General features: G+C 50.1%; 25 protein-coding genes and 2 pseudogenes. 8 read left to right on the forward strand and 19 right to left on the reverse strand.

Features of this window, described 5'->3' with window-relative positions; genetic code table 11:
- Window positions 1-43: 43 nt before the first annotated feature.
- Window positions 44-1,398 (reverse strand): annotated as a pseudogene (locus D9980_RS09140) (nucleobase:cation symporter-2 family protein).
- Between the two features lie 611 nt (window positions 1,399-2,009).
- On the opposite strand from D9980_RS09140, the gene D9980_RS09145 reads away from it, so the two are divergent.
- Window positions 2,010-2,474 carry an NlpC/P60 family protein gene (locus tag D9980_RS09145; RefSeq protein ID WP_121607092.1) on the forward strand — a complete coding sequence of 155 codons (465 nt, stop codon included), beginning with the start codon at window positions 2,010-2,012 and terminating at the stop codon, window positions 2,472-2,474.
- Window positions 2,475-2,527: 53 nt separating this feature from the next.
- Here the strand turns inward: D9980_RS09145 and D9980_RS09150 are convergent, their stop codons facing one another.
- The 4 genes from D9980_RS09150 to D9980_RS09165 all read right to left on the reverse strand — a co-directional run bounded on the left by D9980_RS09150 (window position 2,528) and on the right by D9980_RS09165 (window position 7,090).
- Window positions 2,528-3,553 carry an ABC transporter permease gene (locus D9980_RS09150; RefSeq protein WP_024485369.1) on the reverse strand — a complete coding sequence of 342 codons (1,026 nt, stop codon included), beginning with the start codon at window positions 3,551-3,553 and terminating at the stop codon, window positions 2,528-2,530.
- Between the two features lie 17 nt (window positions 3,554-3,570).
- Window positions 3,571-5,055 carry a sugar ABC transporter ATP-binding protein gene (locus D9980_RS09155; protein WP_121607093.1) on the reverse strand — a complete coding sequence of 495 codons (1,485 nt, stop codon included), beginning with the start codon at window positions 5,053-5,055 and terminating at the stop codon, window positions 3,571-3,573.
- 76 nt (window positions 5,056-5,131) lie between these two features.
- Window positions 5,132-6,061: a sugar ABC transporter substrate-binding protein gene (locus D9980_RS09160; protein ID WP_121607094.1), complete on the reverse strand. Its 930-nt coding sequence runs from the start codon at window positions 6,059-6,061 to the stop codon at window positions 5,132-5,134.
- A 480-nt stretch (window positions 6,062-6,541) separates the two neighbouring features.
- Complete coding sequence (locus tag D9980_RS09165; protein ID WP_121607095.1) at window positions 6,542-7,090, reverse strand: helix-turn-helix domain-containing protein; 549 nt, start codon at window positions 7,088-7,090, stop codon at window positions 6,542-6,544.
- 113 nt (window positions 7,091-7,203) lie between these two features.
- Here D9980_RS09165 and D9980_RS09170 point away from each other — a divergent pair, with 113 nt between their 5' ends.
- The 3 genes from D9980_RS09170 to D9980_RS09180 all read left to right on the forward strand — a co-directional run bounded on the left by D9980_RS09170 (window position 7,204) and on the right by D9980_RS09180 (window position 9,239).
- Window positions 7,204-7,878 carry an AzlC family ABC transporter permease gene (locus D9980_RS09170; RefSeq protein WP_121607096.1) on the forward strand — a complete coding sequence of 225 codons (675 nt, stop codon included), beginning with the start codon at window positions 7,204-7,206 and terminating at the stop codon, window positions 7,876-7,878.
- The gene (locus tag D9980_RS09175; protein ID WP_024528813.1) at window positions 7,871-8,191 is read left to right on the forward strand and encodes an AzlD domain-containing protein; all 321 of its coding nucleotides are present in this window, start codon (window positions 7,871-7,873) and stop codon (window positions 8,189-8,191) included. The genes D9980_RS09170 and D9980_RS09175 overlap by 8 nt, the downstream gene beginning before the upstream one ends.
- Before the next feature lie 64 nt (window positions 8,192-8,255).
- Entirely contained in the window at window positions 8,256-9,239 is a 984-nt protein-coding gene (locus D9980_RS09180; RefSeq protein WP_162304248.1) for a hypothetical protein, read from the forward strand.
- A gap of 137 nt (window positions 9,240-9,376) precedes the next feature.
- On the opposite strand, the gene D9980_RS09185 is transcribed toward D9980_RS09180, so the two are convergent.
- From D9980_RS09185 to D9980_RS09220, 8 genes are all read right to left on the reverse strand, one after another.
- Window positions 9,377-9,919 (reverse strand): fimbrial protein, encoded by a 543-nt coding sequence (locus tag D9980_RS09185; protein ID WP_121607098.1) that lies wholly within the window; start codon window positions 9,917-9,919, stop codon window positions 9,377-9,379.
- Between the two features lie 173 nt (window positions 9,920-10,092).
- Window positions 10,093-10,908: a VanW family protein gene (locus tag D9980_RS09190; protein ID WP_121607099.1), complete on the reverse strand. Its 816-nt coding sequence runs from the start codon at window positions 10,906-10,908 to the stop codon at window positions 10,093-10,095.
- 90 nt (window positions 10,909-10,998) lie between these two features.
- A complete protein-coding gene (gene umuC / locus D9980_RS09195) occupies window positions 10,999-12,270 on the reverse strand; it encodes a translesion error-prone DNA polymerase V subunit UmuC (RefSeq protein WP_121607100.1) in 1,272 nt (423 codons plus the stop codon).
- Entirely contained in the window at window positions 12,270-12,692 is a 423-nt protein-coding gene (gene umuD / locus D9980_RS09200; RefSeq protein ID WP_121607101.1) for a translesion error-prone DNA polymerase V autoproteolytic subunit, read from the reverse strand. The genes umuC and umuD overlap by 1 nt, the downstream gene beginning before the upstream one ends.
- A 221-nt stretch (window positions 12,693-12,913) precedes the next feature.
- The gene (locus D9980_RS09205; RefSeq protein ID WP_121607102.1) at window positions 12,914-13,393 is read right to left on the reverse strand and encodes an anti-virulence regulator CigR family protein; all 480 of its coding nucleotides are present in this window, start codon (window positions 13,391-13,393) and stop codon (window positions 12,914-12,916) included.
- 308 nt (window positions 13,394-13,701) lie between these two features.
- The gene (gene cho, locus D9980_RS09210) at window positions 13,702-14,574 is read right to left on the reverse strand and encodes an excinuclease Cho (protein WP_121607103.1); all 873 of its coding nucleotides are present in this window, start codon (window positions 14,572-14,574) and stop codon (window positions 13,702-13,704) included.
- Window positions 14,575-15,005: 431 nt separating this feature from the next.
- Window positions 15,006-17,165, reverse strand: a complete 2,160-nt coding sequence (locus D9980_RS09215; RefSeq protein ID WP_162304249.1) for a hypothetical protein — start codon at window positions 17,163-17,165, stop codon at window positions 15,006-15,008.
- 8 nt (window positions 17,166-17,173) lie between these two features.
- On the reverse strand, window positions 17,174-18,019 hold the full coding sequence (locus D9980_RS09220; RefSeq protein ID WP_121607105.1) for a phage repressor protein CI: 846 nt from the start codon (window positions 18,017-18,019) through the stop codon (window positions 17,174-17,176).
- Window positions 18,020-18,132: 113 nt separating this feature from the next.
- On the opposite strand from D9980_RS09220, the gene D9980_RS09225 reads away from it, so the two are divergent.
- Together D9980_RS09225 and D9980_RS27260 are read left to right on the forward strand one after the other, a co-directional pair.
- Window positions 18,133-18,348: a hypothetical protein gene (locus D9980_RS09225; protein WP_121607106.1), complete on the forward strand. Its 216-nt coding sequence runs from the start codon at window positions 18,133-18,135 to the stop codon at window positions 18,346-18,348.
- Window positions 18,327-18,506 (forward strand): annotated as a pseudogene (locus D9980_RS27260) (hypothetical protein); the annotation flags it as partial. The gene D9980_RS09225 and the pseudogene D9980_RS27260, both read left to right, overlap by 22 nt.
- Before the next feature lie 255 nt (window positions 18,507-18,761).
- Here D9980_RS27260 and D9980_RS09240 read toward each other — a convergent pair.
- The 4 genes from D9980_RS09240 to ftnA all read right to left on the reverse strand — a co-directional run bounded on the left by D9980_RS09240 (window position 18,762) and on the right by ftnA (window position 21,399).
- On the reverse strand, window positions 18,762-19,103 hold the full coding sequence (locus D9980_RS09240) for a YebY family protein (protein ID WP_021806756.1): 342 nt from the start codon (window positions 19,101-19,103) through the stop codon (window positions 18,762-18,764).
- Window positions 19,104-19,172: 69 nt separating this feature from the next.
- Complete coding sequence (copD, locus tag D9980_RS09245; protein WP_121607108.1) at window positions 19,173-20,054, reverse strand: copper homeostasis membrane protein CopD; 882 nt, start codon at window positions 20,052-20,054, stop codon at window positions 19,173-19,175.
- A 3-nt stretch (window positions 20,055-20,057) separates the two neighbouring features.
- Window positions 20,058-20,441 (reverse strand): CopC domain-containing protein YobA, encoded by a 384-nt coding sequence (yobA, locus tag D9980_RS09250; protein ID WP_021181056.1) that lies wholly within the window; start codon window positions 20,439-20,441, stop codon window positions 20,058-20,060.
- Between the two features lie 439 nt (window positions 20,442-20,880).
- Window positions 20,881-21,399 carry a non-heme ferritin gene (gene ftnA / locus D9980_RS09255; protein ID WP_024485864.1) on the reverse strand — a complete coding sequence of 173 codons (519 nt, stop codon included), beginning with the start codon at window positions 21,397-21,399 and terminating at the stop codon, window positions 20,881-20,883.
- 388 nt (window positions 21,400-21,787) lie between these two features.
- On the opposite strand from ftnA, the gene D9980_RS09260 reads away from it, so the two are divergent.
- Window positions 21,788-22,018, forward strand: coding sequence for a DNA polymerase III subunit theta (locus D9980_RS09260; RefSeq protein ID WP_021181054.1), 231 nt, complete (start codon window positions 21,788-21,790; stop codon window positions 22,016-22,018).
- Window positions 22,019-22,155: 137 nt separating this feature from the next.
- On the opposite strand, the gene pip is transcribed toward D9980_RS09260, so the two are convergent.
- The gene (gene pip / locus D9980_RS09265) at window positions 22,156-23,145 is read right to left on the reverse strand and encodes a prolyl aminopeptidase (RefSeq protein ID WP_121607109.1); all 990 of its coding nucleotides are present in this window, start codon (window positions 23,143-23,145) and stop codon (window positions 22,156-22,158) included.
- Between the two features lie 112 nt (window positions 23,146-23,257).
- Window positions 23,258-23,695, reverse strand: coding sequence for a TraR/DksA C4-type zinc finger protein (locus tag D9980_RS09270; protein WP_021806760.1), 438 nt, complete (start codon window positions 23,693-23,695; stop codon window positions 23,258-23,260).
- Window positions 23,696-24,116: 421 nt separating this feature from the next.
- Between D9980_RS09270 and exoX the strand changes: the two genes are divergently transcribed.
- Window positions 24,117-24,785 (forward strand): exodeoxyribonuclease X, encoded by a 669-nt coding sequence (exoX, locus tag D9980_RS09275; RefSeq protein WP_121607110.1) that lies wholly within the window; start codon window positions 24,117-24,119, stop codon window positions 24,783-24,785.
- Window positions 24,786-24,794 lie beyond the last annotated feature (9 nt).

Consider the following 24,794-nt stretch of genomic DNA (forward strand, 5'->3'; position numbering starts at 1 on the left):
CTGGCAAGCCACTGTTAACGGAGATCATCAATAAACGGCAGCGTTATTCCTCCGGATGATAGCCATTGAAGTAGAGATTCAGCAGCACCGCCGCCACTGAAGAGAGCAAAATGCCGCTGTGCAGCAACGGTTGCAGGCTCGCTGGCATCTGGTTAAAGAAATCAGCCGCCACGATCGGGATCATGCCAAGCCCCAGACTGATGGCGACAATATAGGCGTTATAGCGATTGGTATTGAAGTTGACCCTGGTCAGGATCTTGATGCCGGTAGACAGCACCATGCCAAACATCACGATACCCGCGCCCCCAAGACAAATTGCGGGATCGAGGCCACCAGAATAGACATTTTGGGGATCAGGCCGAACAGCACCAGAATCAAACCTGCCATCACGCACACCCAGCGGCTGGACACCTGAGTAACGCTGACCAAGCCAATATTCTGGGAGAACGAGGTATGCGGGAACGTATTGAAAATACCGCCGATAATGGTTCCCAGGCCGTCAACCCGCAGCCCACGGACCACATCCTGCTTGGTGGTTGGGCGGCCGACAATTTCCCCCAGCGCCATAAACATGCCCATGGATTCAATAAATACGATCAGCATGACGATCGTCAGGGTGATAATCGAAGCCGGATCAAAGGTTGGCCAACCGAAGGCAAAGGGACGCACGATGGCAAACCAGGCGGCATCATCCAGACCAGAAAAACTGACTTCTCCCATCAGCAAGGCCACCACAAAGCCAAAGCCAATCCCCAACAGCACGGAAATATTGGAGATAAAGCCTTTGCTAAACCGGGTGATTAGCAAAATAAAAATCAGCACCAGCAACGAGACACCAATATAGGCCGGGTTACCGTAGTTGGCATTGCCCCTGCCCCCGGCGGCCCAATCTATCCCGACCCGCACAATGCTAAGGCCGATTGAGGTGATCACAATCCCCGTCACCAGGGTTGGGAACAGCGGCATCAAACGGCCCACCAACGGCACCAGCAACGTGGTGATAATTCCAGCCGCAATGGTGGCGCCAAAGATACCGGTCAGGCCGATTTCGGGGTTGGCACCGATGGCCAACATCGGTGTGACGGCAGCGAAGGTGACGGACATGATGACGGGCAACCGAATACCAGCAAAGCGACCAATCCCGATGCATTGCAATAGCGTCACCACGCCACAGCAAAACAGATCGGAGCTGATCAGATAAGCAATCTGCAGCTTATCCAGCCCCAGGCTGCCGCCGATCATCAATGGGACGGCAACCGCCCCCGCATACATCACCAGGACATGCTGAAGCCCCAGGGTAAAAAGATGGGCAATGGGTAAAATCTCTTCAACTTTATCAATCGGTTTTTCAGTCGTCTGCGCCTTTTCTCCGGGCAAAATAGTATTCAAGTTGGTCATGGAACCTCACTCCTGTACGGCCTTGATCAGGTTGTCATTCCTGATGGCTACGATTCGAGGGCACAGCCTGATAACCCCCCTGATAATGGATGTACGGCACGAGTTCCGGGCATGCATATTGTGTGCAGAGTGGGCTGTTCTCAGGTGGTATTGTGCAGGGGATAGTTTTAAATGCGAAAACCATCACAGATGAGGCTTAATTTATTTCGATTTAATTAACATTATATTAGATAAAAAATAACACTCACCATCGGCGAAAATGGCGCAATTGATAAAATTACCAATATGATTCGTCTCAATTTGAGATCCCACCACCGTACCCAGCCGATAAACCGATAGCAGCGCATGTTGCAATTTTGGTTGGCAAAATCTTCCACCGGTAGCTAATTCCTTGATTGCCCGTCATTCCCGGGTTTCCACAGCCAACCAGAGGCCTACTATCAAAAGTAACAAGCCGATAACCCGCATAGGCATGGTTAATAATTAGCCTATTTATGGTTTATTTATGAGCGATAACTGTGTATATTACCACCACTCAGAAGGAATGAGTCAGGCGATCCGGCCACTCCATTACAGGGATAGACGTTCAGTTGCTCTTTCAGAAATCTTTTATGCTTAAATTTTTTGCTGTATTTCTCACTTGCTCAGCTTTTTGCATGAGCTTTTCCGCTTCAGCCAGTTCCGGCCACAATAATACTCAGGAGCTAAAAAAAATCCTGTCGCATTATGACCGATGGGAAGGAGTTCGATACAAATTCGGGGGTAACTCGCGCAAAGGCATCGACTGCTCAGCCTATATGCAGCGCGTGTTTCAAGATGAGTTTGCCGTCAGCTTGCCACGCAGCACCGGTGAACAAATGAAACTGGGCTCGCGAGTAGCTAAAAGCGAGTTAAACACGGGCGATCTGGTGTTTTTCAAAACCTCATCCCGTCAGCGCCACGTCGGCGTTTATATCGGAGAGGGTGAGTTTGTTCACGCCTCTACCAGTATGGGCGTCACCGTTTCCAGCCTGGATAATCAATACTGGGGCGCGCGTTACGAACTGGCCCGGCGTATCAATGGCAGCGATGCATAAAACTGCCCACCAAGCCAAACCGCCGGTCACCAGACCGGCAGCCAAGACTAGAATCACAGTTTCTTGCGGTTACGGCGCATATCGATAGCCACGGCGGCCACGATGATCATGCCTTTGATAATGTCCTGAATGTAGGAATCCACACCGATAAAGGTAAAGCCACTTTTGATTAGGCCGAGGATCACCGCGCCGATCAGCGTGCCGGTAATGCGCCCCACTCCGCCCATCAGGCTACTGCCACCGATGACCGCTGCGGCAATGGCGTCCAACTCATAAGACACCCCCATGCTCGACTGCCCGCTACTGACTCGTGCCGCCAGCACTACGCCCGCTAATCCTGCCAACCCACCCGCAATGGTGTAGACCGTCACCAGGTATTTATTGACGTTGATCCCAGAGACCCTGGCCGAAGTCATGTTGCCGCCGATGGCATACACGTATTTGCCATAACGGGTGTGCTTCAGGGCGATATGAAAAATCACCGCCACCACCAGGAAGATAATCACCGGCATGGCACCTTGGCCAATCGAGGTGAAGCCATCCGACAGGAAACTGACAGGGTTACCTTTGGTGTAATACTGTGCCAAACCACGGGCAGAAACCATCATCCCCAAGGTGGCGATAAACGGTGGAATGCCGGTACGGGTGATCAAGAACCCGTTGATAAATCCGCAAATAATACCCACCCCAATCCCGGCCCCGATGGGGATCGCGGCGGGCAGATCCAGCAGGCCCGGATACATTGGCGAAATGCTTTCGGAGGTTTGCGCCAGGCTGGCCGCCACCACCGCCGTCAGGGCAATCAACGAGCCAGAAGAGAGATCGATACCGGTGGTAATGATGACCTGGGTGACGCCAACGGCGATGATGCCTATGATCGCCACCTGCAAGACGATCAGCAGCAGGCGGTTCGGGTTAAGCAGGAACGACTGATCGCGCACGTACCAGCCCAGCATTTCAAAAATCAGCGCAATACCGATCATGACGATAAAGATGCCGGTATCTTTCGGCAGCTTGCCGCTAAAACCGGCAAACAGCGAGGCTTTGACTGGCTGAGTTTCCACTTTGACGTTATTCATTATGTTTTACCTTTGCGTTATTCCGAGGCCAACGCCATGATTTTTTCCTGGTCTGCTTCATCTTTATCCAGGATCCCCGTAATGCGTCCGGCGTGCATCACCATGACGCGATCGCTCATGCCGAGTATTTCCGGCAGTTCGGACGAAACCAAAATAATGGCGACGCCACGGTGCGCCAATTCGCTGATCAGGCGATAAATTTCTGCCTTGGCCCCCACGTCGATACCGCGCGTGGGTTCATCCAGGATCAGGATCTTCGGCTGCGCCAATAGCCAGCGGGCAATCAAGACCTTCTGCTGGTTACCGCCGCTGAGGTTATTGATAATCTGGTCCATCGTCGGGGTTTTAATATTGAGTTTGCTAATTTGCTCCATGCAGTCTTTAGCCATTTGCGTCTGGCTGACAAAGCCGTTTTTGCTGGTATAGGCGGAAAGGTTGACGATGCTCATGTTCTCCACCACCGATAGCACCAGAAACAGACCAGACTTTTTACGGTCTTCGGTGAGGAATGCCAGCCCTTGCTCGATGGCTTTGGAGGGGGAATCTATTTTTACCGGCAAGCCTTCAATATAAATCTCGCCCCCCTCGGCCGGGTGCATACCAAACAGGCTCTCCATCACTTCGCTGCGCCCTGCGCCCACCAGCCCGGCAACTCCGAGGATTTCCCCACGCTTAACCGCAAAGGAGATATCGTGGAACCAGCCGCTGCGCCGCAACCCGGCCACACGCAACACCTCTTCACCGATATTGTTATTGAACTTGGGGAACATCTGGGTCAGCTCGCGGCCCACCATCATGGTGATTAGCGACTGTTTGGTCAGATTCTCGGTTCTATCACTGGCGATCGAGGTACCATCGCGGAAGATGCTCACCTCGTCGGTGATGGCAAAGATTTCATCCATTTTGTGGCTGATATAGATAATGCCTTTGCCCTGCTGCTTCAGTTCACGAATGATCGCAAACAGATGCACCACTTCCCCTTCCGTTAATGCCGAGGTCGGCTCATCCATGATCAATACGTCGGCGTTATAGGACACCGCCTTGGCAATCTCGACCATCTGTTGGTTGGCGATGCTCAACGTACCTAGTTGGGTTTCCGGATCTAATTTAATCTTGAGATGCGCCAACAGCTCACGGGTTTTGCGGTTTAATTCCTCGTGATTGACAAAACCCAGCTTGGCGGGTTCACGCCCCAACCAGATATTTTCTGCCACCGTCATATGCGGCACCAGGTTCAGTTCCTGGTGGATCATAGAGATGCCCGAGTGCAAGGCCGCCAGCGTATCGTTAAACGTCACCGGCTGCCCTTTGACCTTGATGGTGCCAGCATCAGGCCGATAAATACCGATTAAGCACTTCATCAGCGTTGATTTACCGGCACCGTTTTCCCCCATTAACGCATGCACGCTGCCCGGTTTGATCTTGAGCGACACGTTATCCAACGCCTTAACGCCCGGGAACTGCTTGCTGATGCCTTCCGCCTCCAGCACATAAGGATACATACTGATAACCTCCGCCGTTATCCTGCCGATAGCTGTGAACGATGCCCCTCACGTTAGGCAAGGGGCCGGTTGGTCATTACTTTTTGTTCTTGTCGGCAAAGTCTTGGTAATTGGCTTTGGTGATCAGTTGGTAAGGGATCATGACGCTGCTTTCGACCTTCTCGCCCTTGACCAGTTGAATGGCCGTTTGTACAGCCCCTTCCCCCTGGCCTTTGGCATCCTGGAAGATGCTGAGGCTCAAATCCCCCTTCTTGATAAACTCCAGGGCATCCGGTGTGCCGTCGACACCCGCTACCAGCACGCCGGTTTTCTTCGCCTGTTTCAGCGCCAGAATGGCACCGATCGCCATCTCATCGTTATTGGAAGCAATGGCATCAATCTGCTGGCCGGAGAGGATCCAGTCGGTCGTCACGTCAACCGCCTCTTTGCGGAAAAACTTGGCGGTTTGCTTATCGATAATGTGAATATTCGGATATTGGGCCACCACTTCCTCAACGCCGCGGGTCCGGTCACGAGTGGCTTCGCTGGAGAGCTCACCGAGCAGGATCATCACGTTGCCCTTGCCGTTCATCAGCTTGGCCAGCTCTTCCATCTGCAGCTTGCCCGCCAGCTTGGAATCTGAACCTACGTAGGCCATACCCGCTGACAGGGTGGCTTCTGGCCTGCGGTTGACGAACACAAGTGGAATATGGGCGTTCTCCGCCAGCTTGATCATTGGCTTGACGCCCTGGGTATCCACCGGGTTAAGGATGATGGCGTCGACCCCTTGGCTGACGAAGTTCTCTATCTGCTGGATCTGCTGTGCAATATCGCCTTTGGCATCTTCAAACTGGCCGCTGACGTTACCTTCCTGCTTCATTTTGTTCTGCATGGATTGGCGCAGGATGGTCAGGAAGTTGTCATCAAAGTAGGCCATCGACACGCCGATCTTGATATCTTTGGCTAACACCGAGGCTGGCAGCATGCACATCAGTAGCGAGGTGACGATCAATTTCTTCAGCTTCATGTTCTGTACCCTTTAATCGTTAGAATGAAGAGGCCTGTTGATTTGACGGCTAATGAAAAATATTTTTTACATTCAAACAACAATCCGCTCGTTATTATCGCCTTAAAACCCTGTTCCACGTGGCATCTCATCAGTTAATACTGGTTATGAGATGCCTGGAAATAATTAAAAATTAACTTTAAAACAATGCGTTGAAATGAAATCCTGATGTAATTGTTAAATACCCCATTCAGTTGTTAAACGTTTATTTCAAAAATGAGACTAATGAAATTTTTTAACCCAAACAAGCGAAACGTGCGTTTTGGAATGAGCAAATAACAAAAATATGACAGGGATCTAACAAATGGACGCAAAGTAACCGCCGTTCTGTCTGGTTTGGCAGCGTTTGCTCGAAGGGATTACGGTTGGGGTTAGCGGGGCGGGCGCACAAGTGGCGCCCTACATGAGGAATTAGCGAATCGGTGGAAGCTTTTGCCGGAGCTAGTTTTGTTCTGAGACCAGCACGGCCAGCGTATCCGGCTCCAGGGCGCGGAAGATGTGCGGCCGGTCGGCTGGGTAGCAAATATAATCCCCGGCATTCAGCTCGGCAGGCTCTTCTACCAGCCCGACCAAGGCGCGCCCTTGGGTGATGACGATGTGTTCTACCGAGCCTAACGGATGCGGATGAGAAAGACGGTCGGCTCCCGGCTGGGTCGTCAGCAGATAGATATCCCGCCGGGCGCCAGGCGGACAGGTTGCCAACAGCACTGCCGTATAGTTAGCCACTTCCGACACCACCGCAGCCCCTTCCCCGCGCCGGATCACCTGCGTTTTACTCTGCTGCGGCTCCATCAAACGCGCAAAGGGGATATCCAGCGCAACGCAGAGTGCCCACAGCGTTTCCAGGCTCGGATTGCCATGCCCCGCTTCCAGTTGTGACAGCGTGGATTTGGCAATTCCTGCCCGGCGGGCAATTTCTGCCAACGAGAGGCCTGTACGCTGGCGCTCGCGCACCAGAGCTTCCGCAATGATATTGATGGGTTGTTTCATAGGCCGCGTAACTCACCTTATAACGAACGATCGTTCGACTTGTAAATCGAGATTGAAGTGTTCATTATAATAGAACAACCGTTCGTTTTGAGAAAGGCAGTGAGAAAAATAGTATGGCTAAACACTTTTTCCCCTCGCTCGATAAGGGCGTGATCAAAGGGATCGCGCTGGTCTGCCTGGCAGACGGCATCGTGGGGATCTCCTATGGTTCATTGGCGACCGGCCTGGGTTTCGAGCTCTGGGTCCCACTGATGCTGTCGTTGCTGGTGTTGGCGGGTGCCTCTGAATTTCTGTTTATCGGCATCGTAGCCAGCGGTGGTAGCCCCTTTGCTGCGGCGGCTGCCGGGCTGCTGGTGAATGCACGCCATCTGCCTTTCGGTATGGCAGTGAAAGAGGTGATCGAGCGCAGCCGCTTTAAGTTATTGGGTTGCCATATCATGAACGACGAAAGCGTGGTGTTCGGCATTTCCCAACCGACGTTAGCCCAAAAACGGGCAGCCTACTGGCTCTGTGGGCTGGGGATCGCCGCCTGCTGGCCGTTGGGCGTGTTGATTGGTGGCACCATCGGTAGCTTTATTCCCGATATCAATGCCATCGGGCTGGACGCCGTGTTCCCCACCATTTTGCTGGCCTTGATTGTTGGTTCGCTGCAAAAACTGCGCACCAGCATTTCTGCCTGCTCCGGCACCCTGATTGCCCTGGCTAGCGTGCCCTTGGTACCGATTGGCATGCCGGTGCTGTTTTCACTGTTGGGTTTACTGATCAGAAAGCGAGAAAATAATGGATAACCAAACACTCATCATCGGCATTCTGATCCTGGCCAGCGGCACCTTTGCGTTTCGCTTTGCCGGTTTCCTGCTGGGCCGCAGCCTGAGCTTTTCTGACCGGGTTCAGGCCTTGCTCGCCGACTCTGCCACCACATTGCTGCTGGCCGTAGCGGTGATCGCAACGCTGTTCGAAGGGCAACATTTTGCCGGTTATGCCCGTTTAGGCGGTGTGGCCGTGGGAGCATTATTAGCCTGGCGGAAAACGCCGCTAATCGTGGTGCTGCTGGCTGCGGCGGCAGTGACGGCGCTGTTGCGGGTAGCCGGTGTGGCATAACTCACTGCTGGCCGGGTATGATGGCGGCCGGCAGGTATGCTGCCTCACCGGAGATGGGATAGAAATGGAGAAGCTCGCCACTTTAGCCGTAGTTGGAATAGTGCTGCTTGCGCCTTGGACAGCGCTACAGGCCGTGACACCTGTGGGCCCGGGTTTTACCCCCGAGCGGCCAGCTTCGCTGTTTGACTGCCAGACCCCGTTGGTCAAGCTGTTAGCCAGCAGCAATCAGGCGTTGATCCGGGCGGAGAAAGTGCCAGCGGACAAGCTGGAAATCAATATTGAACCACGGGCCAACGGCATACAGGCCATTCAGCTGTTCGATAGCCGAAAGCTAGCCTCACCTGATTCACCAGGGGCCGGGCATCTTGGTTGGGTCATGTACGATCCACAAACCGGCCAGCTACTGGATAACAGCGCCGACGAACAGCATCCGCTGCAACTCACCTTTAATCCACAGTACGGCAAACAATATCAGCAATGCCTACAGAAGGAGCAGCGCTGCGCGGCCATTCTGGACCAGATGAAATTAGGCCCAATCATCGCCGATTCCCCTAAATATGTGGTGCGTGGTAAAGGCCGGGCTTATTTTCGCGTTGCCCCCACCGAACAGTGCGTCAATGAGTCTCAATTTGTGATCCCGGATGACAAGGTGCAAGTGGTGGGGTATGCCGCGCTTGAGCCCGTCAAAGGCGAGAAAAATGGCTATTTGTTAGTCGGTTATGGCAATGCCTCCGGCTGGATCAACGTTGATCGTCTGGCCCCGCTCGACGAGATTTGCCACGATGCGCAGACCAGCGCCGAATCCGCAATAAGCAAAGCGGCCTCGCCTGCGGCGAAGTATCTGGTGAAGAGCAAGAAACTCTATTTTTACGACTCGCCGGATAAGCTCTGCCAGGATGAGGGCGGAAAATTTGTCGTCAATGGCGATAGCGTTGCCGCCACGCACGGGCGGGCTTATAAGGGATTTTTGTTTGTGAGTTATCTTCATCCCAAAACCGGCGATAAAACCACGGGCTGGGTGAAGACTGATGGTTTGACGGCGCAATAAATGTAGGCCCGATATTGCCTTATCCGCTAATTTTCCTGACGAACGCAGCATGCAGCACCCCAGCGTTCTGGCTCTGTTGGCGCTTGTTAGCAGTCTAAAACCCACCGAACGGTGGGTTAGATACCACTATCGATCAATCAGGCAACCAGCTCAAATAAATAGAGCGTGTAATCAACCTTGCTCGCCACATTGCCCGGCGTTGCGCGGCCGGTACTGCAGAAGTTTGCGGCAAAGGAGGCATAAACCTCACCATCCATCACCGGGACAAACGCCGAACTGACCAGTTGAGAGTTACTCCCTGCCTGAACAATATCGCCTTGCTGGTTACGCAGTTGGATCTGCACGTTCCCCGCCTCCGCCATATTAATCAGGCCGCCGGTGGCAGCATCAACCGTCGCGCCCCCCTCAAAAAACACCAAAGCGTGAGTATATTGATCCGAGATGCCCGCAACACGGATGTCAAAGCGGGTTGCCTGGGCCTGAGCACCCGGGTTTGCCAGTTGCACTTCGCTTACTGCACCAAGCTGCACGTAGCCATTTTGCGTTTCGCTGCCGTTAACGCTGACGGTGAGGCCTGCATTGCGTGGCCGCTGTAAAATAATGCCACCCTCTTCAATCCCCATGCTTTGGGCAACGATTTGTCCAGCAAAATTGATGGTTCCATTGACGGTATTATTCATGGTAAATATCCTTATCCTAATAAGAGAGCAGAGTGAAACTGATGTTTAATCTGATTTAATTCGCAGGGTTTGTTCTGCTTAACTAAATATTACCCACTTAATGATAAGGGTTCCTTCTGTTACCGTTGTGCTGTCAATGGCAAGGCGCTGAGGCTCCGCGTGATTGACGATATTCACTCAACCCTATGTTCTTCAACATCATATTTTACCACCACATCGTTCTGGTATAGCCGTTCAGAATGTAACACCACCGAGTCCTGCCCTTTGGTGGAGATATCACGCCAGATTTCATTCTGCCGGTAAACACGCTGTTGCCGACGGATAAATCGGTGGGATTTCTGGTAGATATGATATTTCACCGTGCGGGGGGCCGAACACAGCAGCTCACCTTCCAACTGGTGTTCCGCAACGTTGAACACCAGCTGAAAGCTATCCTGAGTCGGGTTATGCAGCACCAGATCGATATAGTTGTAGAAAATGGCGGCTCCCGAGCCAAAAGGCAAGATCCGCCCTTCGTCCGGGAAAGGATCAAAACTGTGGTTGGCCCGTTCGGCCACTACCAACGGTGAGTGGATTGCCATCCAGTGGATTAAATTGCTGAGCTGGCAAATACCCCCGCCAATACCGCTACGCGCTTCGCCAAACGACAGCTCCATCCCTTCAACAAAACCACGCGCGCGAGTCGGTTTCCCCACCAGCTTACAAAACGAGAAATACTCACCCGGCTTGATAATAATTCCACTGGTTGCCGCAACCGCCAGCCGCAGATTAATCACTTTATTGTGCTGCAAGCCAATATCGCTATTGCCCAGCTTGCGGATCAGCTTCGAGGTGTGCTTGATAAAACGGTGATCCAGCCGCTGATCCGGCGTTCTCTCACTAGCGTACCGGCGCGATGACCATTGCCACGCAAGATGGCGAAAAAACCGCTTTTGCCGAACTCGCAGCCAATAAAGCAGCGGATGATAAGATGATAGAGGCCTGCGCATAGCGTTAATCCATTAGCTAGTAACTTACTGATAAAATAACAAAAAAATTAAATACCACGTTATGGCGTAGTGGTCAGGGAAAATCGCCGCTCAGTATACCCGAGCACGGGGCAAATCACTCAGCCTGGTGGTATAAGCCGGTGACAGCAGTTCACGCTTCATCGACCACACCTGCTGCGTTCCCTGGCCAGCAAACCACAGTTTGGCCCGGCCCGAGTTATTGATGGAGTCCATCACCTTCATTAACTCTTCACTGCCATGCCTAGGCTGATACCCATCGAACATGTCGAGCTGTGCAACGCCCTGGCTGAAAAAATCCTGCAGCATCACGCCGCCCTTATCAAAACGATGACCGGGTTGCCAAATGGCATCCAGGCAGCGCATCGCGGCGGCAATAATATCGCGGGTGTCTTGCGTTGGCGTATTCAATTTGACGCTGGCCGAATTGCCGTAATAAGCCTCGTGAGTGGCGAACGGACTGGTTTTGATCCAGGCGCTAACGTGCCGACAATACTGCCGTTCTGCCCTCAGTTTTTCTGCCGCTCGTGTGGCATATAAACAAATCGCCTGATGCATATGTTCATACTCGGTGATGCGTTCGCCAAAGCTGCGGCTGCTGATAATCTGCTGCTTGGTTGGCGCAAACTCTTCCAGTTCCAGGCAAGGTTCACCACACAGTTCCCGCACTGTTCGTTCGACCACCACGCTGAAGCGTTTACGTATCATGGTATTGCTGGCATCGGCCAGTTGCAGCGCGCTTTCTATGCCCATCGCGTTCAGCTTTTTTGCTATCCGCCGCCCAATGCCCCAGACTTCCTCTACCGGCACCTTATTCATCAGCTTACGCTGCCGTTCCAGGCTGGAAAGGTCGACCACGCCGTTGGTTTGTTTCACCCATCTTTTGGCGGCAAAATTTGCCAGCTTGGCCAGCGTTTTGGTTTGCGCAATCCCGACGCCCACCGTCAGCCCCGTCTCACGCAGCACCTTGTTCCTGAGATGCAGCCCAAACTGCTCCAGATTGTGGCAGTTTGGCAGCGAAGACAAATCGAGAAAGCTTTCATCGATAGAGTAGATCTCAACGCGCGGCACCAACGCTTCCAATATCGTCATCACCCTGGCGGACATATCGGCATACAGCTCGTAGTTGCTGCTAAAAGCGACGCCCCCCGCGCGTTCCAACTGCTGCCTGACCTTAAAATAAGGCCCGGTCATTGCCATCCCTAATTTCTTCGCCTCTTGGTTACGGGCAACCACACAGCCGTCATTATTGGATAACACCACCACTGGGCGGCCACGCAGGTCTGGCCGCCAGAGAATTTCACAGCTGGCATAAAAGCTGTTCACATCGGCCAGCGCGTACATTACTTGAGCCTCGTGATGGTCGATACCACCACGCCGACAATGTCTAAATCGTCAGCGCCATCGCGTAGCGGAATGGGTTGGTAGTTGGGGTTCATCGGCTCGAGCTGCGCGACTGGCCGCAGACATAGCCGTTTTACCGTGAACTCCCCACCAACGCTGGCGATCACGATGTCACCGTGTTCGGCCCCAATGCTGCGATCGACAACCAGCATCGAGCCATCGACAATGCCCGCCTCCAACATGCTTTCACCGGAGGCGTAGAGAAAGTAAGTGGCATTCGGGTGGCTGATGCAATATTCGTTGAGATCGATCCTGGCATGGACGTAGTCCTGAGCCGGGCTTGGGAAGCCAGCAGGCACCCGATCGGAAAACAGTGGCAGGTACAATTTCTCTAGAGTTGGTGTTGGGGCAAAGTGTTTCATGGGGCATGTCTCTATACTGTGTTTTTATACAGTATAGATATACCGAATGGTGGGAGGAAGAGAGATTTTCACCGTGAATGATATGGCTATGATCGGTAAGGAAAGAAAGTTGGCCTCTCTTTCCCATACCCATCATCGGCTAAGATAGGGGTCGCTGACATGGAACTAATTGATTTATTGGGTAACTATTGTTGAAATAATTACCCAAGGCTGGCCGGTAGCTAGTCAAATACCCCATTGATAACAGAGGCAACAATAGCCGTGCTTAAGGCCACCAGAACTAAATCATTCCCGGCGATACGCCATTCATAGCCAGGATAAGATGGCAGTTGTCCCAGCATTGAAGCTGGCACCATTTTCTTGGCGATCCCCGGCGGCAATGGCTTGCCCCGTGCCAGGTTCTTGGCAATGCCGGGAGGTAAAGATTGATACCCGGTTAATCCATAGTTTACCGCCAGGGGCCGCACGCGGTCATAATTGATATTCACGGTAACCAGATCGTCATGACCGCCCTTGGCTTTTTTGCCTTTGTCTGAATGGTCTTTGCCTGAATTACCCTTCCCAGGATTGTCTCCATGGTTAGCAGAATTACCATGCCCACCTCCATTACCGTTACCATTCCCTGGATTGGCCATAACGGAGGCTGAGGATGTGAACACGATCAACGCAAGTGCGAGGGCAGACCAGCGATGTTTGAGCATTTTAACTAACCTCAATGAGGGGATACCCGATCAATCTAGCCCTCCCGTGACTACCGGGCAATATGGATTCATCTTATAGTGGGTTTGTGCTAAGTTGATTCATGCGTTGCGGGGCTAATCAGGCGGGCTTTATGAAAATTATTGCAGGTACCCTTTTAGTCATCCTACTGGCAGGATGCACTTCAGTCAGTGTTTCTGGCTCTGGCGGTAGTTCGGGGCGTTCAACGGCCACTATTGGTATCGGTTCTGGCGTCCGCCTTTGATGCAAACATCCGCGCAGGCCTGCTGGCTGGAGCGAAGCCGTTAACTCAGTTTTTTTCGTAGAGATCGATAATCTCGTACTCTCCACCGATCACGGGTTTGCATAAAATTTTATAGCCATCGCTATCAAAGCCCGGCGCAGCAATCATTAACTCCCTCGCTTCATCCAGGCTATCTACTGCACCCAGCCATAACCAGTGGTGAATAATATGGTACTGCGCCATATCAGCCCCCTGCTCTCGCAAGGCTATCGGACCACGCCACGGCCAGCACACCACTCGGCTTTGCTCGAGAGCAGAGACCAAGCGCTGCCGATGATCGGCCAGGCTTTCTTTACCACAGCAGGCCCCGGCACAACGCTTCAGTGCAGAACGAAAACAAGGGCGGCCTTTGCTTAATGGCTCAAGCCCCAACAGCCCATAACACAGCTGATGCTGATCGGCGATAGACTGCAGCGCTTGTAGTGCCGCGCGTCGGTTGGCAAAAAGGCCAAATAACCCAGCGTGCCGAGCAAAATCCACCTCTTTGGCATACACCACCGTGGGTTTGTCATCATTGAGTTGCAATGCGCAGAGCTGCTTGTTGCGGCGCAGGCGCTTATTGAACAACGGTTGTTGTTGTTTAATCAGTTGCGCTTCCAGCAACAACGCCCCTATTTCACCCGCCGTTCTGATAAAGGTGATACGCCTGGCCTGGCGCAGCATGGCCGCTTCGTCTGGAGTGCGCAAATGTGAAAGCACCCGGCTGCGAAGGTTCACGCTCTTACCGATGTAGAGCGGCATGGTTTCGCACTCACCGTGGAACAGGTACACCCCTGGTAAAGCGGGCAAGCCTTCCAGCCATTGGCGTAGGTGCTCCGGGTATTGGTAGATAGCTTCCGCTTCAAACTCGAGCCTTGGTGCGGCAGAACGTCTGGTCAATCGTACTCTCCATACTGATTTTTTATACAGTATAGCGGTGTTGGGTGGGGGTTTGAAGGGGATTGTGGTCAATACAGCATCAATGATCGTCCCCCACACCCTAGCCCTCTCCCTTTGCAGATCAGGGACAGTACGTGCTACATGTTAATACAGTTCCAGCCCGCAGCTGAGGACTAGCTCCCTCTCCCTGTGGAAACGTTCATGTTGCCTAAGATTTGTTCGGGGAGAGGGTTGGGGTGAGGGGTGGCGGTTTTCGCGATGCAGTTAAAAGATGTTATAAATCAAAAGATAAAAAAAGACCGAATACGATTCTAATGTTTTTTTCTCCTTTAGTATCAATTAGTTATTTTTTATTCAATTTTTTATGGCTACAAAATGGCCACCGAGAGCATGATGATACTTGTACTTTTTTAGTTCCTATCATGCAAAAATCACTGAAGTTTTATGATCAAATTTTCTGGTCGTCCCAATTGCTGATAATACATAGTTTCTACAATCCTAAAGTTTTCATTAACTAACAAAATAACATCATCAAAACCCTTATTAGTTTTGCTACTGATTTCTGATATTAGGTATTCATACCAATCATCTTCCATGGAGTAAATCTTCGAAGTGGTTTTCTTTACAATATCAGATCTATCTTTTCGTGTTATTAATGATAATTGATTTTCAAGGCCATCAAGTATATCATTTATATATGATAATTTCATTATCACACTAATAAGCGTTCGCCATGAAGTCGCTCCAAACCCTTTTTTAGATAGTTCCTTAAGGAAAAATGTTAATTTTAATAAAATATTTAAAACGAATATTGATGATTTTTTTGAGTTAACAGGAAGAAAAGTTCCTATAACACTCAACGCTCCGCTAACTAATAATCCGTTTGCTACAGATGCATGTGAACCACACACAGAAGAGGTAGAGCACGCGCTCAATATAACAATGGGGGGAATTCTAGTTTTATTTTTTAGAAGCCAAGTATCAACTTTTTCATTCCCGATATTCAACCAACCATGAGATTCATTACCTCCATCACCACCATGGCAGTCAAAAATTAAAATCCATCCATCATAGTTATTTAATGATTCTATGACTTCACTCTCGCTATTCACATCAATAATTTCAATATCAAGCTCACACTTAGGTAGATTTACGATCTGATTTTTTAGATCATCCCTAATAGGATCATTATCTCTGAAAGATCTCAATACAAGAACTTTTTGCAACTCATTTATAGTCACTTCAATTTGCGCTGGGTTACTAGCATTACTCAAAAGCATATTCCCCGGAGTAGCATAAATCCTTGATATCTCATGACTAAACATCAATGGAACCCCATCAAAAGGCAACCATTCAATAGGTACATCACAGCACAATGTTAAAATTCTTGATTTTGAATTAACATAATCAATTATTTCATCACCTATAGAATCTTTCATAATATTTATAATTTCTGAAAACTCACGTTTAAATAAATTAATTCCTTTTAAATCATCTCGCTTTGATAATGTCTCAAGATTCTTCATCTTTTTGGGATGAAAATTTATCGAATTTGGCAATCTAATTGCTGGACAATTGTTTGCTATTGATAAAAATGCCATGGCCAGAGTTGTATATCTTAGTTCAAATTTTCTTATCGTAAGAATATTACCTAACACTCTATCTTTAAAATATTCCGCAACACCACTAGGCTCCTCCACTTGAAAGATCATGCCGGAATAATTTAAATTTCTTATTACATTCTTTTTAATAAACTCTTTCTTTTTCCTAGATGATAACTCACGATAAATTTTATTCCAAAAGCGATGTTCTGGATCATATAAATAACTAAATATAGATGGGGAATACAATATCAAATCAGACTGATTAGTTGATTTAGAGTTTGTTTGTTTTTCAAGAATCAAATCTGCAACCCTAACCATTTCATCTACATAATTTTTTCTTTCCAAACTTGGTTCAATTTCTTTTATGGACTTGAATTCATATCCACAGCTAACTAGTACTGCCTCGCCTGGTAACGTTATATTGTGACTTACCGCATCTCCAATTATGTATTTATTTTCGTTTCTAAAATCCCTTCTATTTTTTTTGATTATTTCTGAAATCAACTCTTGATATTCACCGGATTCACTAGAAATTCCAGTAAGTTTATTGAATAATTTATCATCAAACACATAAGCATTATTAATTTCCGCAGCTTTAAACTCACCACTATCGCCATCAGTCACCAATATCGGATTATATTTAAAATCTTTAACTAGGTTTTTAATTTCATCTACAAACTCTTCCACACAAGTTATTATTGTAAAAGGTTGATCGAAATATTTCGCAAACTGCGAAAAAGAATCTATAGATAGTAAATATGAATTATTTGACCTCGCCAACGAGCGGGCGCCAAGCACTTCCGCTGGTGTCATAAATATCTCACAAACATCTCTTGGATATAATAAAGTTCTTGCAAGTGAATTAACATGCCTCTCATCAAACAAAGGAAGAATATATCCTTGGAAAGGAGACTGCTGCTGAACATCATCAGCTTTTGGCATTATATAAACATTACAAATAGCTGTAAGTGAAAGTTGAAGCCTCATAAAAAACCCTAAATACCCATTATTGTTTTAACTATTTCACCGTCACATTCAACATCGTCAACTAAACAGTCGAATTGAGAAGACTCACCAGTCACTTTTATTTTATTTCCGGGAATACGTGATACGGAATATACATCATGAATACCATCAATATTAAGTAACCATTTACCATTACCTATGGTATTTCTATCAAAAGCTATTAGCCAAGCATCATTGCCTCGCTCGACAAAACGTATAGACTTTTCGCCTTCAGGAATAAAGGACGGATCTGCTAGCCAACTACCAACATTTACTAACTTTCCAGATGAGATAGAAATGCGGGGTAAGGTTACAAAGTTAGGCTCATATGACACAGCATCTGGATTACCAGGGTTACCCTGACCTGTCGCCAGCCATAATAATGACACGCCGGTATCTAACGCGCACGCAACAACCGCATCACCGGGGAAATAATCGCGCCTAACCCATGTACTGATCGTTGCCGTAGAGATATCAAGGAGGTCGCCAAGTTCCTTCTGAGTGCGGAATCCATATGCATCGAGCATGCGGCGCAGAACGGGCTTTCCACCTGAAGCTTGAATTTGCTCATACAGGGCACGGCCAGTAATTTTTGATTTGCCAACTTCAAAATTCGAATTTTCAAACTTACCCGTCATCAGCCAACGCAAATCAGCACCAGTATCCAGAGCACACTTAATTACTGCACTTCCGGGAACGCTGTTGCGCTGAGCCCATGAGCTCACGTTATTTGGTGGCACACCAAGGCTGCTAGCCAACGCGCGCTGCGAAGTGACACCATAGGATGAAACAAGCCGTTCTATAATGGCGGCTGAATCTTCTGATTTATCAGTCATATGTAAAACATCTCACGCAAATGCATTTTCATTGAATACAATTGCGATCTATAGTGAATACATACCACATGTAACACCGTAGAACACAAACCACTGACCGGAGATATTGCGTTATGTCTCATGATATTGCAAACCCCCAGGCCGCCACCGCTGCGCCTTTTTCACCTGCGCAGATTGCAAACATGCTTCTGCCTGATCTGAGCGGCGCCATTCTGGAAGCAGTGCAGCACGCAGTTGCTATGCACACCTCCCCGACCATGTCTAGAGAGGACTTCATTTCCGTTAACAGCATCAGCGCATCCGTACTGGAGAAGTGGATATCAGGGTAACAATGCGATACGCCCACTTCACTCCAGATCATTTGGAAGATGCCCTGGTATTAAACCCGCTAGCCAAATTCGGCCAAGTGAGTGACTACACAGGTAGAAAAAGGGTGCAATACGGTAGAATAGGGGGTGTGATAAGTGATTGCTTTACTTGTAAATAGCTGTTTTTAAATGATAAACAAAAAAAGACCGAGTACGATTCCTATACTCGGTCTAGGGAAAGGGCTCTTGGGAGAGAGCCGTGCGCTAAAAGTTGGCATTTATGCAAGGTTTGTTCAACCGTGCATTCTAAGAATAGTCCAAGGTTCAAGTTTTGCCAGCCCAGCGCACACAAGTGATAGTTACAAACAGAAATTAATTACGTACATCTCGTCACCACCCGTAAACTTTTGCATAAGTATCGGGTGGTTAGCTGATTAGTCAGCACACAATTTTTCTGCTCTTTCGCGGAAAGGTTGCACGCTCATTTTCTGGCCGGGATGGTTGGCATCATCCAGCAGGATCACATCCAACGATTGGGCACGCTGCTGCCCCGCTTTCACCTGTGCTTCAGCTGCCTCATTGAGCGGATACTGCATCAAGGTGCTGTTGTTGAGCACGAACAAGGCGGCCCCTTTGCGGCATTGCAGCGTGACCTCCTCTTTGGTGAACGCCCACTGTTTGCCGTACTCCAGCTTAGTGACATTAACCAGCTTATCTGCCGCCAGCGCGCTCGACGCCGTTGCCAGCAGCGCAATACCAAGAATTACAGATTTCATGTTTTTGGCCTTAAGTTGCGATTTATATCGATTTTCCCGCAGTTTGGGGGCATCCGGCAAGGCGCAATGTCATACCGGTGCATAGGTTGCAAATAAACTCACCAACAGCAGCACCGCTGCGCCCAACGCCACCTCAAGCCAGCAGGCGATCACCACCCCGCGCTGTGCCAGATTGGGGATGGTACGCATCGCGGGGACGATAACGTAACGGTTGGCCAATGCCACCATCACCATCAGTGCCACCAGCCCGACTTTTACTAGCAGCAAACGCTGATAAGCGGAATCAAGATCGACTGGCCAGCGGCCAAGGATAATCAGGCTGTTGATTATGCCCGTGACGATCACCAGCACCACGGCAACATGGCCCCAGCGAGAGAAACGGATCAAGGTGGCGATCGCATCGCTACGCCACTGCGGTTGTGGCAAGTAGCGCAGGCAAAGCAACAACGGTAATAGGCTGCCAAACCAGTAGCCTGCCGCTAACAGGTGCAAGGCGTGGTTAACTCGGTGTGCAATTCCCAATATGCCCGCATGCATCGCCGCATGGCCGATAAACGCCATGTTGATCAGTAGCAGTGCCGAGCACAGCGCCAGCGCTTGCCCCCGCTTTGCCGCAGGCAACAGCAAGGCTAACAAGGCCAGCAGGGAAAAACCCAGATGCCAGCGCCAGGCCTCACCAAAGGTGGTGCCCAACACCGCCCACCAAATGCTCAATTGCCAGGTATCCGCCCAGCCATCGCCCATCAATCCGGCCTGAATGGCCAGCATCAGCAAGGCGGTTAATGCGGAGATCCAGGTCGAGGCGAGCAGCAGAGGGCGCAAATCGCGGGTGATTATCGGGGAGAGGCGCTGTGGCGACAGGACGGCGGTGAACAGGCTGACACCAAACATCAGCATCACCGCCGTAAAGTGCACAAAGCGACACAGCACAAACAGGGTCGCCAGAGTCATGGCTTAGTTAACGGTAAAGCTGTACTGACCTTTGGTTTTATGACCGTCAACGGAAACAACGTGCCAGCTAACCTGGTATTTTCCCGCCGCCAGTTCACTTTCAATCGGTACGTTAACCTGGGTGTTGTTGCTTGGATCCAGATCCAGCTTGCCGGTTTTAACCACGGCGTTATCTGGGCCGGTCACTTTGACACCGCTGAAGTTAGGCTCAATGCCTTCGGAGAAATTCAGCGTCAGCACTTTTGGCGCAGAGCTGACGGTGGCGTCTGCCGCCGGAGTCTGTACTTTCAGGTGGGCATGCGCCAACGCCTGCTGAGAAGACAAGCCGACAAACAGCACGAAAATGGTGGAAAGCAGGCGATAGGATGAACGAATTTTAGCGATCACGGAGGAGTCCTTTATCAATTATGTAGGTGATAAGGGCCAAGACCGGTTACGCGGAGCGATGTTTCCGCAGCCTCAACCCACCACTGTGATTGCGCCACGGGTAAACAGCAGAAGGAGTGGGTAACTCACTGTTATAACTCTCTACCTCCCGGTAGCGTATCGCGTTAAATCATAACGACGGTGAATCGGCAAGTCGAGCACATCACTGATATTTTGCGATCTGGCAGCACGTATCGCTATAGCAGTTCGATAAACGCAGGGCAAAAAAACCGCATACAGTGAAAAGTATACGGCTAATTGATTCGCTGAACGGGCGCAGCATGCAGCGCCCCTACATATCAGGCTTGGCTATCGCTATAATATCGCCGTAAATTTAGGGCAAAAAAACCGCGTACGGTGAAAAGTACGCGGTTTTCAGATTGATGACAAAAGCGGGTTATCAGGCCTGGCCGTTACCGCTTACTGCCTCAGCACCCATTCTCTTCAGATCTTTATCAATGAAGAACAGTGCTTTGCCACTGCTGCCTACCAGCGCCAACTTGTCCAGCACGGATTTGAACAGCTTCTCTTCTTCGTGCTGCTCGGCAACGTACCATTGCAGGAAGTTGAAGGTTGAGTAGTCTTGTGTGGTCATTGCCACGTGCGCCAGTTCATTGATTTGACGAGTGATCAGTTGCTCATGCTCGTAAGTCTGCTGGAAAACGTCCGCCAGTGATTCAAACTCTACCGGCGGTGCAGAAATGCTGCCGATCAGTGGCAACGCCCCGGTATCACTGAGGTAGTCGAACAGACGCTGCATGTGCTGCATCTCTTCGCGTGAATGTTCTTTAAGGAATGCGGCAGCCCCTTCAAAGCCTTTATCACTGCACCAGGCGCTCATTTGCAAATACAAATTGGCGGAATAGAATTCCAGATTCAGTTGCTCATTCAGTTTCGTGGTCATTGCTTGCGTTAGCATGAGGATCCCTATTATTTTTGCAGGTCATAAACTTAATTGACCGCATTATGCCTTGATTAACACAAAATAAAAACACTTGATTTACATTCATTTATTTAAATGATAATTAACCATTAAAATCAACAGATTAAGAAAAAATAGAATTTAACATTAAATTATTATGATAATCATTTTCATCTTTATATTTACAGTAAGACGAATCATTCTTATTTAACAAAATAAACCAATGGCATTACGCTTAAACATTATATCACCCTGTTTTTTGTAATGACTCTACGCCCAAAGTCTGAAGATGATAGGGATATATTGGCTTGAGAAGCTTGCCAAGCGCGGCACGGTAGATTACCTTCTGCGCTGAGTTGCCGTTACACAATAGAAGGAGGATCCCATGGGTTACAATCTGGCAGAGCTTTCCAAAGACGAGATGGACAAGGTGAACGTTGATCTGGCCGCGTCTGGAGTGGCATTCAAGGAACGCTACAATATGCCGGTGATCCCTGAGATGGTGGAACGTGAGCAGCCAAAGCATCTGCAGGACTACTTTCGCGAGCGTGTGATGCACTATCGCGTCGAATCACACAAATTCTCTCGCCTGCCTTACGAACCTAAAATGAAGTAATGGCCCCACGCTCTAACCCTCTCCCACAGGGAGAGAGGGAACCGATCGAGTGTGTTTGAAATTTCTCGCGACTCACCTTGGATGAGGAGGCGATCGATTTTGCTAAAGTTACCGATTTACTTCCAAATGAGCTGGGGCTAACAGCTCCCTCTCCCTATGGGAGAGGGTTGGGGTGAGGGGCCCGCGAAACGGTCGGTAGCCAGCATCAGCTGGTGCAAAATACCCGGTTCATCCGTGGAGTGCCCTGCCCCTTCAACAATATGCAGTTCAGCCTCTGGCCAGGCTTTGGCCAGATCCCAGGCGTTTTGTACTTGGCAAGCCATATCGTAACGACCATGGACGATCACAGCCGGAATATGGCGGATCAGCGGGACGTTGCTCAGCAGTTGGTCATCGCTGTCGAGAAAGCCCTGATGGCTAAAGTAGTGGTTCTCAATGCGGGCAAAGGCCAGCGCGAAATCATCTTCGCCAAAGGAGGCGGAAGCACCGCTTGGCAACAGCGTTACCGTTTCCCCTTCCCACACGCTCCACAGTTTGGCAGCCTCAAGCTGCACTTGCAGATCCGGTGACGTCAGGCGTTGACGGTAGGCCGCAATCACGTCCTTGCGTTCTTCCTCCGAAAGAATAGACAGCACCCGCTCCCATTTATCCGGGAAGAAGCGGGAAGCGCCGTCTTGATAATACCAACTCAGTTCCTGCTTACGCAGCGTGAAGATCCCCCGCAGCACCATCTCGCTGACGCGTTGCGGATGGGTCTGTGCATAGGCCAGCGCCAGCGTGGAACCCCAGGAGCCACCAAAGACCAGCCACTGGTCCACTCCCGCCATGACACGCAGTCTTTCGAGATCGTCAACCAGGTGCCAGGTGGTGTTATTGTCCAGGCTCGCATGCGGTTTGGAACGGCCACAGCCGCGTTGATCGAACAGCAAAACCTTATAGCGCTGCGGGTCGAACAGCTGGCGATGATAAGGTGCGCTACCACCGCCAGGCCCGCCGTGGATAAATACTGCAGGCTTACCGTTTGGATTGCCGCTCAGCTCCCAGTAGATCCGGTGCCCATCTCCAGTATCCAGCCAACCGCTGTCATAGGCGGATAATGGCGGGTACAAACCTCGTAATTGTTCCATGGCGCGTACGTCTCTCTGTGAGTGATACCTTCATCAAAGCCGAAGCCGCTCATCAGGTCAACGGTAAAACGCTAAAACCTCCACCTATACCAACATGTTAGTGTGCGTTTGCTCAAAATGAAGTCGACTTGCTTTTACGCATATGGGGTTCGCGCATTTCTTGTGCGGTTTTGGCTTCAATACTCAGCTCTGCCGTGGGGCGCAATAACAGGCGTGGCAGGCCAATAGGCTCACCCGTTTCAAGACAATATCCGAAATCACCGGTTTCCAGGCGCTGCAGGGCGGCGGCCATCTTGGGTAACAGGCGGGTTTCCCGATCCAATTGGCGGAACAGCAGGCGCAGATCTTCTTCACGCGCGGCTTTATCCGCTTCATCACCGCTAATATCGCCGCTGTCGATATCACGTTTCAACACGTCAATGTGCTGCCAGAGTTTTTGTTGCTCATCCAATAGGCGTTGGCGGAAAAACGCCCGCTGCTCCGTATTCATGTAATCAGATTCTGGCATCGCCAGCAGTTGTTGCTCGCTTAATAATGTCATGACTGTCATGGCACACTCCGTGTACATAAGTTTGTTACATTATAACATTTTTAACACATAAAGGTTAATAATAAATAATCATTGGATAAACAAGGCGTTGACGTTTCCATACCCTTTGCTGCTTGCATATGATGGCCGCTAGGGGGTTAATGGTTCAGCAAGCCACCCAACCATAGGTTAACCAAGAGGCCATCATGAGTAAGGGAATGGACAGCAAGAAAAATGCGAAGAAGAAACCGTTGAAAACCCCAGCCGAGAAAAAAGCGGAGAAACGTTCCAAAAAAGGACAGGCGTCTGCATCTGGTGAGTAAATCAGTTTCTGACCGTAGTTAAACCCGCCGAGGCGGGTTTTTTGTTGCCTGCGAAAAGACAGGTTGGCATCGCAACCCCATATCGTTAAGCTAGGGAGTAGACTTTAGCTGGGAACATCATGATGTTACGTGTAATCGATACTGAAACCTGTGGGCTAGACGGCGGCGTAGTGGAAGTCGCTTCCGTTGACGTGATCGACGGGAAAATCACTAATCCGATGAGCGACCTGATCAGCCCAGACCGGCCTATCGGCCTGGACGCCATGGCCATTCACCACATCACCGAGCAGATGGTTGAGGGCAAGCCGCGTATCGCCGTCGCCATTGGGCGTTATCAGGGCAGCCAATATTATGTCGCGCATAACGCTGCCTTTGATCGGGCCATGCTGCCGGAAATGAACGGTGCCTGGATTTGTACCCTCAAACTGGCACGTACGCTGTATCCAGACATTAAATATGGTAATCAATACCTGCGCTATGCGCTGAATCTGGATGTACAACTGCCGCAGGATACCGCGCTTTATCCACACCGCGCACTGTACGACTGTTACGTCACCGCCGCACTGCTGCAACGCATTGTGCAGGACTCCGGTTGGACGCCAGAACAGATGCTGGAAATCACCGAGCAGCCGGTATTGTTAAAAAAATTCAAGTTCGGCAAATATCGTGGGCAATCTATTGAGCAGGTAGCGCTGGAAGATCCTGGCTATCTGCGTTGGATGCTGAAATCCATCAACGATCTCAGCCCAGATATGAAACACACGTTGAAATACTATCTGTTGGGTTAATCAAGCGGG

This window comes from Serratia sp. 3ACOL1 (genome assembly GCF_003668775.1).
Lineage (GTDB): Bacteria > Pseudomonadota > Gammaproteobacteria > Enterobacterales > Enterobacteriaceae > Chania > Chania fonticola.